12 protein-coding genes and 2 tRNA genes are annotated in these 16,583 nt (G+C 58.9%); all 14 read left to right on the forward strand.

Going from position 1 to position 16,583, the window contains the following annotated elements:
• The first annotated feature begins 80 nt into the window (after positions 1-80).
• The 14 genes from M8N44_RS08870 to rpoC all read left to right on the forward strand — a co-directional run bounded on the left by M8N44_RS08870 (position 81) and on the right by rpoC (position 16,490).
• Positions 81-737 carry an ATP-dependent Clp protease proteolytic subunit gene (locus tag M8N44_RS08870; RefSeq protein ID WP_102721185.1) on the forward strand — a complete coding sequence of 219 codons (657 nt, stop codon included), beginning with the start codon at positions 81-83 and terminating at the stop codon, positions 735-737.
• Between the two features lie 36 nt (positions 738-773).
• Positions 774-2,144 carry an ATP-dependent Clp protease ATP-binding subunit ClpX gene (gene clpX, locus M8N44_RS08880; RefSeq protein ID WP_102721184.1) on the forward strand — a complete coding sequence of 457 codons (1,371 nt, stop codon included), beginning with the start codon at positions 774-776 and terminating at the stop codon, positions 2,142-2,144.
• Between the two features lie 18 nt (positions 2,145-2,162).
• Positions 2,163-3,245, forward strand: a complete 1,083-nt coding sequence (gene tsaD, locus M8N44_RS08885) for a tRNA (adenosine(37)-N6)-threonylcarbamoyltransferase complex transferase subunit TsaD (RefSeq protein ID WP_102728630.1) — start codon at positions 2,163-2,165, stop codon at positions 3,243-3,245.
• 205 nt (positions 3,246-3,450) lie between these two features.
• Positions 3,451-3,525: transfer RNA gene (locus M8N44_RS08890), tRNA-Thr, on the forward strand.
• 44 nt (positions 3,526-3,569) lie between these two features.
• A complete protein-coding gene (tuf, locus tag M8N44_RS08895) occupies positions 3,570-4,754 on the forward strand; it encodes an elongation factor Tu (protein WP_022396947.1) in 1,185 nt (394 codons plus the stop codon).
• A 93-nt stretch (positions 4,755-4,847) separates the two neighbouring features.
• Positions 4,848-4,923, forward strand: a tRNA-Trp gene (locus tag M8N44_RS08900).
• A 33-nt stretch (positions 4,924-4,956) separates the two neighbouring features.
• The gene (locus tag M8N44_RS08905) at positions 4,957-5,184 is read left to right on the forward strand and encodes a preprotein translocase subunit SecE (RefSeq protein ID WP_012420088.1); all 228 of its coding nucleotides are present in this window, start codon (positions 4,957-4,959) and stop codon (positions 5,182-5,184) included.
• 27 nt (positions 5,185-5,211) lie between these two features.
• Positions 5,212-5,781 carry a transcription termination/antitermination protein NusG gene (gene nusG, locus M8N44_RS08910; RefSeq protein ID WP_012420087.1) on the forward strand — a complete coding sequence of 190 codons (570 nt, stop codon included), beginning with the start codon at positions 5,212-5,214 and terminating at the stop codon, positions 5,779-5,781.
• Between the two features lie 63 nt (positions 5,782-5,844).
• The gene (rplK, locus tag M8N44_RS08915; protein ID WP_022396948.1) at positions 5,845-6,273 is read left to right on the forward strand and encodes a 50S ribosomal protein L11; all 429 of its coding nucleotides are present in this window, start codon (positions 5,845-5,847) and stop codon (positions 6,271-6,273) included.
• Positions 6,274-6,323: 50 nt separating this feature from the next.
• Positions 6,324-7,025 (forward strand): 50S ribosomal protein L1, encoded by a 702-nt coding sequence (gene rplA / locus M8N44_RS08920; protein ID WP_022396949.1) that lies wholly within the window; start codon positions 6,324-6,326, stop codon positions 7,023-7,025.
• 21 nt (positions 7,026-7,046) lie between these two features.
• Positions 7,047-7,550 (forward strand): 50S ribosomal protein L10, encoded by a 504-nt coding sequence (rplJ, locus tag M8N44_RS08925; RefSeq protein ID WP_022396950.1) that lies wholly within the window; start codon positions 7,047-7,049, stop codon positions 7,548-7,550.
• Positions 7,551-7,708: 158 nt separating this feature from the next.
• Positions 7,709-8,080, forward strand: a complete 372-nt coding sequence (gene rplL / locus M8N44_RS08930) for a 50S ribosomal protein L7/L12 (protein WP_022396951.1) — start codon at positions 7,709-7,711, stop codon at positions 8,078-8,080.
• 201 nt (positions 8,081-8,281) lie between these two features.
• Positions 8,282-12,220: a DNA-directed RNA polymerase subunit beta gene (rpoB, locus tag M8N44_RS08935; protein WP_102727664.1), complete on the forward strand. Its 3,939-nt coding sequence runs from the start codon at positions 8,282-8,284 to the stop codon at positions 12,218-12,220.
• A gap of 73 nt (positions 12,221-12,293) precedes the next feature.
• Positions 12,294-16,490: a DNA-directed RNA polymerase subunit beta' gene (gene rpoC, locus M8N44_RS08940; RefSeq protein WP_283938717.1), complete on the forward strand. Its 4,197-nt coding sequence runs from the start codon at positions 12,294-12,296 to the stop codon at positions 16,488-16,490.
• Positions 16,491-16,583: the final 93 nt, after the last annotated feature.

Raw genomic sequence — 16,583 nt, forward strand, 5'->3', positions numbered from 1 at the left:
CACATGCCCGACTCCCCCGTTTTGCATCCTGCAGACGGGTAGCATACATTAAATAAAACAACATCCCATCTTCAACAAACATGTTTCAAGACCAATCTTCCAAATCAGGCCCCATGAACGCCTACTACGTCCCCATGGTGGTGGAGCAGGACGGCCGCGGCGAACGAGCCTTTGACATTTACTCCCGCCTCCTGAAGGACCGCGTCATCTTCATCGGTTCCGCCATTGACGACGATGTGGCGAACTCCGTGATTGCCCAGCTTCTGTTCCTCCAGATGGCCGACCCGAAAAAAGACATCCACGTGTACATCAACTCCCCCGGCGGCTCCGTCACCGCGGGCCTGGCGATTTACGACACGATGCAGTTCGTCTCCTGTGACGTGAACACGTACTGCCTGGGCATCGCCGCCTCCATGGGGTCCGTCCTTCTGGCGGCGGGCACGCCCGGCAAGCGCTTCTGCCTGCCGAACTCCCATGTGATGATCCACCAGGTTTCCGGCGGCGCCCAGGGCACCGCCTCCGACGTGGAACGCACCATCGGCTTCATGTTCAACCTCAAGAAGCGCCTCAACGGCATTCTGGCCAAGCACACCGGCAAAACGGAAAAGCAGATTGAAAAGGACGCCGACCGCGACAACTACATGACCGCTGAGGAAGCCGCGGCCTACGGCCTGGTGGACAAGGTGCTGACGCATCATTCCGACGGACGGGACGACAAGAAAAAGGCCAAGGCCTGACCCCTGCCTCCCCCATTTCTCTCTCCCTGAAAAACCATGTCCGGTTCCAACCCTCATATTCCTGCCTGTTCCTGCTGCGGCAAGCCCGGGAACAAGGTGGACAAGCTCATCCAGATAGCGGAAGACTTCTATATCTGCAACAATTGCGTTGAAATTTGCGTCAACATGATTGTGAAGGATACCGGCCTTCCGCTGGCGACCCGCTTCATCCGCGGCATTCTGAGCATGGAGCCCTCCGCCTATGCCATGTGCCAGGCGGAGGCCCGCAAGGCCGCTGCCGCGGATATGCTCAAGGAAACGCCGGGAGCCCCGGCCTCCTACGAAGGACCGCTGCCCACGCCGGAAGAAATGTGCGCCACGCTCAACCAGTACGTCATTGGCCAGGATTACGCCAAAAAAGTGCTCTCCGTAGCCGTGTACAACCACTACATGCGCCTGCGCCAGAGCGCCGTGATGCTGGAGGACGAATCCCTGGACGACGTGGAAATTGAAAAATCCAACATCCTGCTGGCCGGCCCTACCGGCTCCGGAAAAACCCTGCTGGCGAAAACGCTGGCGAAAATGCTCAACGTCCCCTTCTGCATTGTGGACGCCACCACGCTGACGGAAGCCGGCTACGTGGGGGAAGACGTGGAAAACATCATCCTGCGCCTTCTCCAGGCCGCGAACTTTGACGTAGCCAAGGCGGAACAGGGCATCATCTATGTGGATGAAATCGACAAGATCGGCCGCAAGACCCAGAACGTCTCCGTCACGCGGGACGTCTCCGGGGAAGGCGTGCAGCAGGCCCTGCTGAAAATCATTGAAGGCACCATCTGCAACGTTCCGCCCACCGGGGGCCGCAAACACCCGCAGCAGGAATACATCCGCGTCAACACGGAAAAAATCCTCTTCATCGTGGGCGGGGCCTTCGTCGGACTGGAAGACATCATCCGCAAACGCCTCGGCGCCACCCAGATGGGGTTCGGAGCCATCACGGAACAGCGCGACCGCAAGGAATACTCGGAAGAGGAAGTCCTGGCCCAGGCGATGCCGGAAGACCTCTTCTCCTTCGGCATGATTCCGGAGCTCGTAGGACGCCTGCCCATCTTCTGCCCGCTCTCCAAGCTGGATGAAGGCCAGCTCGTCCGCCTGCTCACGGAACCTAAAAATGCCCTGGTCAAGCAATACTCCAAACTGCTCGCCATGTACGGCGCCAGGCTGGATGTGCAGCCGGACGCCCTGAAAGCCATGGCCGCGGAAGCCATGGAACGCGGCACGGGAGCCCGCGCCCTGCGTTCCATCTTTGAAACCCTCATGCTGGACGTCATGTACAAGGTGCCCAGCATGGAAGACGCGGACTCCGTCACCATCACCAGGGAAACGGTTACCGACAAAAAACCGGCGCAAATCCGCCAGGCCTCCTAACTCCCCCGCTTCTCCGCCATGCCGGAATCCCTCACCGTTCTGGGAATAGAATCCTCCTGTGATGAAACGGCGGTCGCCATCCTGCGTTCCGCCGGGGAGGGAAAAGCGCCGGAAATACTCTCCTCCATCATCTCCTCCCAGATCGCCATCCACCGCCGGCACGGCGGCGTGGTGCCGGAGCTGGCCTCCCGCAACCACTCGGCGGACCTTCCCGGAGTCATCCGGGCCGCGTGCCGTGAAGCCGGCGTGACCCCGGCGGACATCGATGTCTTCGGCGCCACGGGCGGCCCCGGCCTGGTAGCCGCCCTGCTGGTAGGCAACAGCACGGCCAAGGCGCTGGCGCTGGCGACGGGAAAGCCCTTCGTCTCCGTCAACCATCTGGAAGGCCATTTGCTCTCCCCCTTCCTTAAACGTCCCGGAGGCCCCGTTCCCCATCTGGGCATGGTCGTCTCCGGCGGCCATACCCTCTTTGTGGATGTGCGCGGCGTGGGGGACTACCGCCTCCTGGGCCGTTCCCTGGACGACGCCGCAGGGGAAGCCTTTGACAAGGTGGGAAAAATGCTCGGCCTCCCCTACCCCGGCGGCCCGGAAATCGACCGCATGGCGGCGCACGGCGACCCGCAGGCCTTCTCCTTCCCCCGCGCCCTGATGAAGGAGCACACGGCCAATGTCTCCTTCTCCGGCCTGAAAACGGCCGTTCTCTACACCCTCCCCAGGCTGACGGCAAGCGGCGACCCTCACGACCTGCCGGAACAGACCCTGCGCGATCTCTGCGCCTCCTTCCAGCGTGCCGTGACGGACGTACTGATTCACAAGGCGCTGCATGCCCTGCGCGTTTCCGGCCACCGCACCCTTTCCGTTTCCGGCGGCGTCTCCTGCAACGGGGAACTGCGCTCCCGCCTGAAAGCCGCCTGCGACCGTGAAAACGTGGAACTGGTCCTGCCGGACTTTGACCTGACGACGGACAATGCCGCCATGATCGCCTATGTCACCTGCCTGAAAGCCCGCAGGGGGCTGTTCCACTCTCTGGATGAAGACGTTGACCCCAATCTCAAATTAACGGAGGATCTGAACAGATCCAAATATTCAACGCATTCCTGATAAAGATATTACACATGAACACCCCGTATTTTCGGCATAATGATAAAAAAATGTTCATGTTTTCATTGACATCCCGTATTTAAAAACGTAACATAGCGTCCGCTTTTCGTCAGGCAACACGGGAGGATGCTATTTATCCGCTAGAACCGCAGGTTTGGGCGGATTTACAACTCTCTAAGAGCAGCGAAAGGCGGAAGAAGTCTATGCTTCTGTAGCTCAGGGGTAGAGCGCATCCTTGGTAAGGATGAGGTCGCGGGTTCAATTCCCGCCAGAAGCTCCATCTTCAAGCTAGACCCATAGCAGCCCAAACCTAAACAAAACATTATGGCTAAAGAGCAATTCCAGCGCAACAAGCCCCACGTGAACGTGGGCACCATCGGTCACGTTGACCACGGCAAAACCTCCCTTACCGCCGCCATTACTTCAGTGCTCGCTAAGAAGGGTTTCGCCGAAGCACGCGGCTATGACCAGATCGACGCCGCTCCCGAAGAACGCGAACGCGGCATTACCATCTCCACGGCCCACGTTGAATACGAAACGGAAAACCGTCACTATGCCCACGTTGACTGCCCCGGACACGCCGACTATGTGAAGAACATGATCACCGGCGCTGCCCAGATGGACGGCGCCATCCTCGTGGTTGCCGCTTCCGACGGCCCGATGCCGCAGACCCGCGAACACATCCTCCTTGCCCGCCAGGTGGGCGTCCCCGCCATCGTCGTTTACATGAACAAGTGCGACCTGGTTGACGACCCCGACCTGATCGAACTCGTGGAAATGGAAATCCGCGAACTTCTCAACGAATACGAATTCCCGGGCGACGACACCCCCATCATCAAGGGTTCCGCCGTTAAGGCTCTGGAAGGCGACGCCGCCGCTGAAGACTCCATCATGGAACTCATGGCTGCCGTTGACTCCTACATCCCGCAGCCCGAACGCCCCGTGGACCAGCCCTTCCTCATGCCCGTGGAAGACGTGTTCTCCATCTCCGGCCGCGGCACCGTGGCTACCGGCCGTATCGAACGCGGCATCGTCAAGAAGATGGAAGAAGTCGAAATCATCGGCATCAAGGACACCCAGAAGACCGCCGTTACGGACATCGAAATGTTCCGCAAGCTGCTTGACGAAGGCCAGGCCGGTGACAACGTTGGCCTGCTCCTCCGCGGCCTGAAGAAGGAAGACATCGAACGCGGCCAGGTGATCATCAAGCCCGGCACCGTGAAGCCCCACAAAAACTTCAAGGCTGAAGTTTACGTCCTGACCAAGGAAGAAGGCGGCCGTCACACCCCGTTCTTCAACAACTACCGCCCGCAGTTCTACTTCCGCACGACGGACGTGACCGGCTGCTGCACCCTTCCCGAAGGCGTGGAAATGGTGATGCCCGGCGACAACGTCAACCTGGAAGTCCAGCTCATCACTCCGATCGCCATGGAAAAAGCCATGCGATTCGCTATCCGCGAAGGCGGCCGCACCGTGGGTGCCGGTCGTATCAGCGAAATCCTTGACTAAGTTCCCCTGGAACTTGTAGAGGAATCTACATAGGTTTAATGAGGGGGCCTCCCCGCAGGCCCCCTCATTTCCCACGAAAGAAGAGACACCAACAGGTCAGTAGTTCAATTGGTAGAGCGTTGGTCTCCAAAACCAAAAGTTGGGGGTTCGAGTCCCTCCTGACCTGCCACTTCTTTCCAAATACATCACCCCACCTTGAAGCATGTTTCGCAAGATTTCTCAATTCATCGCCGAAGTTAAGGGCGAACTTAAGAAGACCACCTGGCCCTGGGAAAGCGATCCCAAGGTGAAAGGTTTTAAAAAATTCCGCGAACTCTGGGGTTCCACTCTCGTCGTACTGATTGCCATGGTCTTCCTTGGCGCGTTTGTTGCATCGTTCGACATCTTCCTTCACAGCGTGGTCAACTACCTCATCCAGTTGGCAATCTAGTTTTACTCCCACTTTCTTTCTCCGATCATGCCCAGTACCCCAGAGCCTCACGAACAATGGTATGTTCTTCACGTCCTCTCCGGACAGGAAAACAGCGTTCGTGACCGCATTATCCGCAAGGCGAAGGACGCCGAACTTTCCGACTTCATCTACCGGGTGGAAGTCCCCACGGAACTCATCTCCGAAGTGCGCAACGGCAAAAAGACGGAACGCCACAGCAAGCTTTTTCCCGGGTACGTCTATGCCAACATGTACCTGCTGGAAGCGGACGGCACCCTGAACAAGGACCTCTGGTACTTCATCCAGCAGATTGACGGCGTCATCAGCATCGCCGGTTCCCGCAACGCTCCCCTGCCCATGCGCAAGCGCGAGGTGGAGGATCTTCTGCCCCTGCTGGATGCGGAAGCCGTCGCCGCCCGTCCCAAGGTGGAATTCGCCGTCGGCGATCCCGTGCGCGTCTGCGAAGGCCCGTTCCAGAGCCAGGAAGGCACCATCGAAGAAATCGACCCCGAAAAAGGCAAACTGCGCGTCAGCGTCTCCATCTTTGGCCGCGCCACTCCGGTGGACCTGGAATACTGGCAGGTGGAAAAAGCCTGAGCCCCATTCGCCGGCAGGCAGCAAGCTTCTCCCGTTCATTTTCTCCGCTAACAAAGCAAAACCATGGCAAAAGAAATAACCAAAATCATCAAGCTCCAGATCAATGCCGGAGCCGCTAACCCCTCCCCGCCCGTGGGTCCGGCACTTGGTCAGGCCGGTGTAAACATCATGGCATTCTGCAAGGAGTTCAACGCCGCCACGCAAAAGCAGGCCGGCGACCTCCTGCCGACCGTCATCACCGTTTACAAGGACAAATCATTCTCTTTCATCACCAAGCAGCCCCCGGGCAGCCTGCTTCTCAAGAAGGCCGCCGGCATCGCCTCCGGCTCCGGCGAACCGAACAAAAAGAAGGTCGCCACTCTTTCCAAGGCCAAGCTGATGGAAGTCGTCAACACCAAACTCCCGGACCTCAACACGAAAGACCCCGAACGCGCCGCCCGCATCCTTGCCGGCCAGGCCCGCCAGATGGGCATTGAAGTTGAAGGTATGTAACACTCACCGCAGGAGGATTAACCAATCCGAACGCACTGCCAAATACACACATGTCTACCAAACGCAGCAAGCGATATCAAGAAGCAGCCAAGCTTGTTACCCCTAACAAGAACTACAGCATCACGGAAGCCGTGGAAACCATGAAATCTTTCCCGGCCCCGAAATTTGACCCGACTGTCACCGTTTCCTTCCACCTGACCGTGGACCCCCGCAAATCCGACCAGATGGTCCGCGGCAGCGTCTCCCTGCCCAACGGCACGGGTAAGAACGTCCGCGTCCTCGTCTTCGCCCAGGGTGATGCCGCCAAGGCCGCCCAGGAAGCCGGAGCCGAATTCGTGGGTTTTGAAGACCTCATCAAGAAGGTCCAGGAAGGATTCGTCGACTTTGACACGGCCATTGCCACCCCCGACGCCATGACGGAGGTTCGCAAGGTTGCCCGTGTGCTGGGTCCGCGCGGCCTGATGCCCAACCCGAAAACCGGCACCGTTACGGATGATACGGCCAAGGCCGTGAAGGAAGTGAAGGCCGGCCGCGTTGACTACAAGGTTGACAAGAACGCCAACATCTCCGCCGCTGTAGGCAAGCTGTCCTTCTCCAACGAAGGCATCACTGAAAACATCGTTGCTCTGATTGATTCCGTCGTCAAGGCCCGCCCGGCTTCCGCCAAGGGCGCCTACATCGAATCCGTCACCGTTTCATGCGCCATGTGCCCCGGTCTGCCGGTTGACACCGCTTCCATCGCCAAACTGTAACCCGAACCGATTTAGCACACCATGAATCCTGACAAGCGTATCATCATTGACGACCTGACCGCCCGCGTCAACGCCTCCCCGTTCCTGATCGTCGTGGACTACACCTCGATCACCGTGCCTGAGTTCACCAACCTGCGTTCCGCCCTGGCCGCCTGCGGCGCCCAGTGCCACGTAGCCAAGAACAACTTCATGCGTACGGCCCTGACGGATGCAGGCCTTCCCGACATCGGGGAACACCTCGTCGGCCAGACCGCCTTCGTGACCGGCGCGTCCGACGTGGCCGCCGCCGCCAAGGCCATCAATACCTTTGCGAAGGCCTCCAAGAAGGCCGAATACAAGGTGGCGATCCTGGACGGAGCCATCCTCTCCGCGGACGACATCCGCGCCATCGGTGAACTGCCTCCCCGCGACCAGCTGCTTGCCAAGCTCCTTGGCACCATCAACGCGGCCGGCTCCGCTCTTGCCCGAGTTCTTCAGGCATATGTGGACAAAGAAAACGGCGGCAGCGAAGAACCCGCCGCCTAATACTAACCCCTTGACCGGACGGCCCGGTTGCACTCTAGCCAAATGTGTGAAAACCGGGCCCGACTCTCCTACAGGTTCCTTGTCGGAACTCCAGCCGGAGAACTGAAATGCCAAGTTGGCTCTTGGCGCGACTCGAAACCAAACTAGAAAACAATACAATGGCTGATATTAACAAAATCGCTGAAGAACTCGGTACCCTCACCATCCTGGAAGCTGCCGACCTCGTCAAGCTTCTGGAAGAAAAGTGGGGCGTTTCCGCCGCTGCTCCCGTAGCCGCCGCTGCCGCTGCCGCTCCTGCCGAAGCTGAAGAAGAAAAGACCGAATTCAACGTCGTCCTGACGGAAGCCGGCGCCAACAAGATCGCCGTGATTAAGGCCGTCCGCGAAGTGAAGACCGGTCTCGGCCTGGTGGACGCCAAGAAACTGGTTGAAGGCACCCCCGCCGTCATCCTGGAAGCCGTCTCCAAGGACGAAGCTAACGCCGCCAAAGCCAAGCTGGAAGAAGCTGGCGCCAAGGTGGACGTCAAGTAAGCTTTTTACTTCCCGCGCAACAGGAGAAGACCCGTTTTTCTCCTGTTGCGCTTCCTCGTCTTCACATCCCGCGTGACCGACTAGAGGCTTTTTACCCGTCAAAACGCTTCCAGTCGGTTCCGTCTCCCAAGGAAGGAACCAATCAACCCAGCATCCGGGTTTTCAGGATGCAAACCCATAACATCTCCGCCACAGCAGCCCATGTCAAAGCGACTCTACTTCGGGAATATCAAGGAAGTCATCGAACCTCCGAACCTTATTGAGATTCAACTTCAATCATACTTCGATTTTCTACAACAGGACACCCCGGCCGCGGCCAGGAAAAACATCGGGTTACACGGCGTTCTGAAGGAAATCTTTCCTATCAAGAGCTATGACGAAAACATTGAGCTCGACTTCGTCTCCTACGACATCGAACAGCCGAAGATGAGCGATTACGAGGCTATCCGCGCCGGGGAAACCTACAGCGCCGCCCTCCAGGTCACCTTCAAGCTCAAGTCCGACAACGAATCCAAGGAAGAAACGGTCTACATGGGTGAACTCCCCATGATGACCAACCGCGGCACCTTTGTAATCAACGGCGCCGAACGCGTCATCGTGTCCCAGCTCCACCGTTCTCCGGGCATCTGCTTTGAAAGCGCCCAGCACCTGAACGGCAAACTGCTCCACTCCTTCCGCATCATTCCGGACCGCGGCTCCTGGCTGGAAGTCCAGTTTGACACCAACGACCTGCTCTACGTCTACCTTGACCGCCGCCGCCGCCGCCGCAAGTTCCTTGCGACGACGTTCATGCGTTATCTGGGCTTCAAGACGGACCGCGATATCGTCAGCCAGTTCTACGACATCCGCACGCTTCCCCTGAGCGAAGACATGACGGAGGAAGACCTGCACAACCTCGTGGCCGTGGACACGATCAAGGACAAGGACCTCGTTCTTGCCAAGGCTTTCGAACAGCTCAACATGGGCGTGGTTCGCCAGCTCCTCCAGTTCGGCATCAAGGAAATCGACGTCATCGACCAGAGCGAGGACGACGTGCTGATCAAGACCCTGAAGAAGGATCCCGCCCATGACGAGGAATCCGCCCTCAAGGAAATCTACAAGCGCCTCCGTCCCGGCGATCCCGCCACGGCCGCCCAGGCCCGCACCCTGCTCAAGAGGCTCTTTGACGATCCCAAGAAATACGACCTCACCCGCGTGGGCCGCTACAAGATCAACCAGAAGCTCGGTCTGGACACCAGCCTGGACCAGCGCCTGATGACGGCAGAAGACTTCCTGGCCGCCCTCAAGTACCTCCTGCGCCTCAAGAAGGGCGAAGGCATGGTGGACGACATCGACCACCTGGGCAGCCGCCGCGTGCGCGCCGTGGGCGAACTCATGGCCAACCAGTGCCGCGTGGGCCTCGCCCGCACGGAACGCCTGGTGAAGGAACGCATGACCCTCATTGACCAGAACATTGAAGGCGTGACGCCCAGCAAGCTCATCAACCCGAAGGCCCTCAGCGCCGTCGTGCGCGACTTCTTCGGACGTTCCCAGCTCTCCCAGTTCATGGACCAGATCAACCCCCTTGCGGAACTGACGCACAAGCGCCGCCTCTCCGCCCTGGGGCCCGGCGGCCTGAACCGCGACCGCGCCGGATTCGAAGTGCGAGACGTGCATCCCTCCCACTACGGCCGTATCTGCCCGATTGAAACGCCGGAAGGCCCCAACATCGGTCTGATCAACTCCATGTGCACCTACGCCCGCATCAATGAATTCGGATTCATTGAAACGCCCTACCGCAAGGTGGAAAACGGCCGGGTCACCAACACCATCGAATACGTCACCGCCGACCAGGAGGAAGGCTACCTCATCGCCCAGGCCAACAACCCGCTGGACGAACAGGGCAACTTCACCACCTCCCGCGTGACCGCCCGCGAAAAGGGCGAGTTCATTGAAGTGGACCCGGCGGACGTGCACTACATGGACGTGTCTCCCAAGCAGCTCGTCTCCATCGCCGCAGGCCTCATTCCCTTCCTGGAACACGATGACGCCAACCGCGCCCTGATGGGCTCCAACATGCAGCGCCAGGGCGTGCCTCTCATGGTGGCGGAATCCCCGTACGTGGGAACCGGCATTGAAGGCAAGTGCGCCAGGGACTCCCGTTCCGTCGTTCTGGCGGAAGCGGACGGCATCGTGGCTTCCGCCACGGCTGAAGTCATTATCACCACGAAGGACGGGGAATTGCCCGTGCGTCCGGAAGTCTTCCTGTCCGATCCGGACAGCGTGCGCACGGACCGCGACAACGGCGTATACGTCTATCCCCTGCGCAAGTTCATGCGTTCCAATGCCGGAACCTGCATCAACCAGCGTCCGATCGTGCGCCGCGGCGACAAGATCAAGACCGGCGACGTGCTGGCGGACGGCCCGAACACGGACCAGGGCGAACTGGCCCTCGGCCGCAACGTGCTGGTGGCATATATGCCGTGGAACGGTTACAACTTCGAAGACGCCATCGTCATCTCCGAAAAAACCGTGAAGGAAGACACCTTCACCTCCATCCATATCTCCGAGTTTGAAGTGCAGGCCCGCGACACCAAGCTGGGCCCGGAAGAAATCACCCGCGACATTCCGAACGCCGGTGATGAAGCCCTGAAAAACCTGGACCATGACGGCGTCATCCGCATCGGCGCGGAAGTGAAGCCCGGCGACATCCTCGTCGGTAAAATCACTCCCAAGTCTGAAACGGAACTGGCTCCGGAAGAACGCCTGCTGCGCGCCATCTTCGGTGAAAAGGCTGCGGAAGTGAAAGACACCTCCCTCCGCGTCCCCTCCGGCTGCACCGGCATCGTGATGGACGTTCGCATCTCTTCCACGGGCTCCGGCCACCACCGCGGCGACCTCGTCGTGGACAGCGCGGAAAAGAAAAAGCAGTTCAAGAAGATCAATGACGAGCACAAGAAGAAGAAGGAACAGCTCATTGACCAGCTGACCAAGAAGCTCTCCGACATTCTTCTGGGTGAAAAGATCCCGCTGGACGTGGTCAACGAGCAGACCGGTGAAATCATCATCCCGGCCAACCGCAAGATCACCAAGACCCTGCTGCGCAAGCTGGCCCTGGTGCACGACCACATCGAAATCGAACCCAGCCCGATCCGCAACAAGATCCTGGAAATCATCACCTCCTTCGAAGGCCGCTTCACGGAGCTGGACGACGAACGCGAACACAGGCTGGACCAGATGGAATCCGGGGACGAATCCGAACCCGGCGGACTGAAGGAAGTCAAGGTGTACATCGCCGCCAAGCGCAAGCTCGGCGTGGGCGACAAGATGGCCGGCCGCCACGGCAACAAGGGCGTCGTCGCCAAGATCGTCCCGGAACAGGACATGCCCTTCCTCGCGGACGGCACTCCGGTGGACATCGTGCTGAACCCGTTGGGCGTGCCTTCCCGAATGAACGTGGGCCAGGTGCTTGAAGCCCACCTTGGCATTGCTGCCAGGGCCCTCGGCTTCAAGGTGGCTACCCCGGTGTTCGACGGCATCAGTGAAGAAACCATCTGGAACTACATGTCCGAAGCCAAGAAGGTGGACGGATTCACCTGGATCGGTGACGGCAAGGACGGCACCGTGGGCGGCAAGAGCACCCTCTATGACGGCCTGACCGGCGAACCCTTCCACAACCCGGTGGTGGTAGGCCAGACCTACATGCTCAAGCTGAACCACCTGGTGGCGGACAAGATCCACGCCCGCGCCGTGGGTCCGTACAGCCTGGTCACGCAGCAGCCCCTGGGCGGCAAGGCCCAGTACGGCGGCCAGCGTTTCGGGGAAATGGAAGTGTGGGCGCTGGAAGCCTATGGCGCCGCCTACACCCTCCAGGAGCTTCTCACCGTCAAGTCCGACGACGTGCAGGGCCGCACCCGCATTTACGAATCCATCGTGAAGGGTGACAATACGCTGGAAGCCGGAACTCCGGAATCCTTCAACGTTCTGATGAAGGAAATGCAGTCCCTGGGCCTGAACGTGCGCCCCGGCAGCAAGGATGAACAACCCTCCCTGCAGCTCGGCGATACGGACCTCACTCCCGTGGACGGCATGACGGAAGGCTTTGACAGCGACGACATGGCCGGCCTGGCGGACGTCGACTTCTCCGACCTCAAATTCTAATATCCACCGTATTCCACTCCCGTGCCGCAAGACGCGGGAGTGGGCATCAAACATTCTTCAAAACTTTTAATATATGTCTGATACCCCCACCATCAGGGAAATGCACGGTCTGAGCGACAAGCCCCGGACCTTTGACCAGGTTGCCATCACCGTGGCGGACCCGGATACCATCCGCAGCTGGTCCTTCGGTGAAGTCGTCAACCCGGAAACCATCAACTACCGCACGTTCAAGCCGGAAAAAGGCGGCCTGTTCTGCGAACGCATCTTCGGGCCCACCCGCGACATGGAATGCGCCTGCGGCAAGTACAAGCGCATCAAGCACAAGGGCATCACCTGCGACCGCTGCGGCGTGGAAGTAACCAACGCGCGCGTGCGCCGCGAACGCATGGGCCACATCGAACTGGCCGTTCCGGTTTCCCATATCTGGTTTTACAAATGCATGCCCAGCCGCATTGGCCTTATGCTGGACATGACAGCCCGCCATTTGGAACGCGTGATTTACTATGAAGACTACATCGTGGTAGATCCCGGCAGTACCCCTCTGGAAAAGGGGGCCATCCTGACGGAAGAAGAATTCCGCAATGCGGAAGACGAATACGGCTATGACAGCTTTGAAGCCGGCATGGGCGCGGAAGCCATCCAGAAAATGCTGGCGGCCATTGATCTGCCCACCCTCGTCGCGGATCTTCAGGAACAGCTGGACAATACCAACTCCAAACAGAACAAACGCAAGATTGCCAAGCGTCTGAAACTGGCCCAGGGGTTCCTTCAGTCCAACACACGCCCGGAATGGATGATTTTGAACGTTCTGCCCGTCATTCCTCCGGACCTGCGCCCGCTGGTTCCTCTGGAAGGCGGCCGTTTCGCAACGTCCGACCTGAATGACCTGTACCGCCGCGTCATCAACCGCAACAACCGCCTGAAAACCCTCCTGAGCCTCAAAACTCCGGAAGTCATCATCCGTAATGAAAAACGCATGCTTCAGGAAGCCGTGGATGCCCTGTTTGACAACGGCCGCCACGGCCGTGCCGTCACCGGCGCCGGCAACCGCCCCCTCAAATCCCTCTCCGACATGCTGAAGGGCAAGGGAGGCCGTTTCCGCCAGAACCTGCTCGGCAAGCGCGTGGACTACTCCGGCCGCTCCGTTATCGTCATCGGCCCGGAATTGAAACTCAACCAGTGCGGTCTTCCCAAGAAGATGGCGCTCATTCTGTTTGAACCCTTCATCATCCACCGTCTGAAAGAGCTGGGTTACGTGCACACGGTGCGCTCCGCCAAGAAGCTCATTGACCGCAAGACGCCGGAAGTGTGGGATATTCTGGAAGAAGTGACCAAGGGCCACCCGGTCATGCTCAACCGCGCGCCCACCCTGCACCGCCTCTCCATCCAAGCTTTTGAACCGGTTCTGATTGAAGGTTCCGCCATCCGTCTGCACCCGCTCGTCTGTAATGCGTACAACGCGGACTTCGACGGCGACCAGATGGCTGTGCACGTGCCTCTGTCCGTGGAAGCCCAGATGGAAGCCCGGCAGCTCATGCTGGCGCCCAATAATATTTTCTCCCCTGCTTCCGGCAAACCCATTGCCACACCCACGCAGGACATTATTCTGGGCGCGTACTTCCTGACGCACACCCGTGCTGCGGAAGTACAGAACAATCAGGATAATCATCACCATCTTCCCCTCTTCGAATCCATCGACGAGGTGGAATACGCCATTGCCGCCCGCAAAATCGGCTACCATGACTGGATCCGCCTGCACAACCCGGACTACGGCAAAAAGCCTTCCGAAGTAGTGTATGGGGATGTCACCAAGAAGGTTATCATCACTACTGCCGGACGCGTGCGTTTCAATGAAATCTGGCCCCGGGAACTCGGTTATATTAACCGCAACGTAGGCAAGAAACAGATGGGCGACATCATCTGGCGCTGCTACCAGACCGTCGGCAAGGAACGTACCGTGCAGACTCTGGACGCCCTGAAAAACCTGGGCTTCAAGGAAGCAACCCGTTCCGGCTGCTCCATCGGCATCGTGGACATGGTGGTTCCCTCCCAGAAAAAGACGGAAATTGAAAAAGCCTATGCGGAGCTGGACAAGGTGACCCGCCAGTATAAGAACGGTATTATCACGGATGGGGAACGCTACCAGAAGGTGGTGGACATCTGGACCCAGACTACGGATGTCATCCAGGCGGCTCTGTACCGCAAGCTGGAACACAACGAAGGCTCCAAGATGGCCAGCCCGCTCTTCATGATGGTGGACTCCGGAGCCCGAGGCAACAAGGCGCAGATCAAGCAGCTCTCCGGCATGCGCGGTTTGATGGCCAAGCCCAGCGGCGAAATTATCGAACGCCCCATCACGGCCAACTTCCGTGAAGGCCTTTCCGTGCTGGAATACTTCATCTCCACCCACGGCGCCCGCAAGGGTCTGGCAGACACCGCGCTGAAAACGGCGGACTCCGGCTACATGACCCGCAAACTCGTGGACGTGGCCCAGGATGTCATCGTCCATGCGGAAGATTGCGGCACCAGCAACGGCATCACCGTTCACGCCATCTATGACGGCGACGAAGAAGTGGCGTCCCTTGCCTCCCGTATCTACGGCCGGACTTCCTGCGAACGCATCGTTGACCCCGTCAGCGGCGAGGTTATCGTAGACATCAACGACCTCATTAACGAAAAGCAGGCGGAACAACTGGAAAAAATCGGCATTGAACGGCTGAAAATCCGCTCCGTACTCACCTGCGAACTCAAAAAGGGCTGCTGTGCCAAGTGCTACGGCCTGAACCTGGCCACCGGACAGGAAGTGAAGATCGGGGAAGCGGTCGGCATTATTGCCGCCCAGTCCATCGGCGAACCCGGCACGCAGCTCACCATGCGTACGTTCCACGTGGGCGGAACGGCTACCACGGCGTTCAAGCAGCCCATCGTGAAAGCCAAGAACGACGGCCGCGTTATCTACACGGAAGATCTCCGCACGGTGGAAAACGCAGACGGTAACTTCGTCGTCCTGAATAAAAACTGCTCCGTCCGCATCGAAAACGAACAGGGCCGCGAACTGGAATCCTACCAGCCCGTCATCGGCACCATCCTGTACGTGCCCAACGGCGGCACTATCAAGAAGGATGAAACCCTCGCCACCTGGGATCCGTACAATGTGCCCGTGATTGCAGAAAAGGGCGGCATCGTCGAATTCAAGGATATGATCGTCGGCATCACCGTTTCCAAGGAAACGGACCGGGAAACCGGTGCCTCCTCCCTTGTCGTGATGGAACACAAGCAGGAACTTCACCCGCAGGTGGTCATCCGCGATGCCAAGACCCGCGAAGTTCTGGCTCATCATGCCATTCCCGCAGGCGCCAACCTCACCGTGAAGGACGGAGAAACCATCTCCGCCGGCACAATGGTGGCCAAGACGCCCCGCAAGGTAGCCAAGACGAAGGACATCACCGGCGGTCTGCCCCGCGTGGCGGAATTGTTCGAAGCCCGCAAGCCCAAGGACGCCTGCACCATTGCACGCGTGGAAGGCATTGTGCGCCTCAGTAGCAAGAATACCTCCCGCGGCAAGAAGGTCATTACCATTGAAACACCCACGGGCGAACTGGTGGACCATCTGGTTCCGATGAACAAGCACGTTATCGTTCATGAAGACGACCATGTGCATCTGGGCGACCAGCTTACGGAAGGCCCCGTCTCTCCGGAAGAAATTCTGGATGTCTGCGGCAAGGAACGCCTTCAGGAACACCTCGTCAACGAAGTTCAGGAAGTGTACCGCCTCCAGGGTGTGGAAATCAACGACAAGCATGTGGAAATCATCGTGCGCCAGATGCTTCGCAAGGTAGTCATCACGGAACCCGGCAATACCGAATTCCTGTGGGGAGACCAGGTGGACAAGACTACGTTCGACCGCATCAATGAACAAACCGTAGCCCAGGGAGGCCAACCGGCCGCAGCCAAGCCCGTTCTGCTCGGCATCACGAAGGCCTCCCTGGAAACGGAATCCTTCATTTCCGCGGCATCCTTCCAGGATACCACGCGCGTTCTGACGGAAGCATCCACCCTCGGCAAGACCGATACGCTGGAAGGCTTCAAGGAAAACGTCATCATGGGCCACCTCATTCCCGCCGGCACCGGATTCTCCCGTTACAGCAAGATTGAAGTGGAACCCGCAGAGGGCGCAGAAGAAATCGCGGCGGCCAGCGAAGAAGAGGAAGCGGCGGAACTTGCCGAAGACATGTTGAACGATACCATCAACTTCGACAACGAACGCTAACCTGTTCTCTCCACCCACACTTCAAGGGCCGCTCCCCGTTTCCGGGGGGCGGTCTTTTTTATGTCTTCTCCGCGTTATTTCACGAAAAGAGGA

The organism is Akkermansia massiliensis (assembly GCF_023516715.1).
In the GTDB taxonomy this organism is placed as follows: domain Bacteria; phylum Verrucomicrobiota; class Verrucomicrobiia; order Verrucomicrobiales; family Akkermansiaceae; genus Akkermansia; species Akkermansia massiliensis.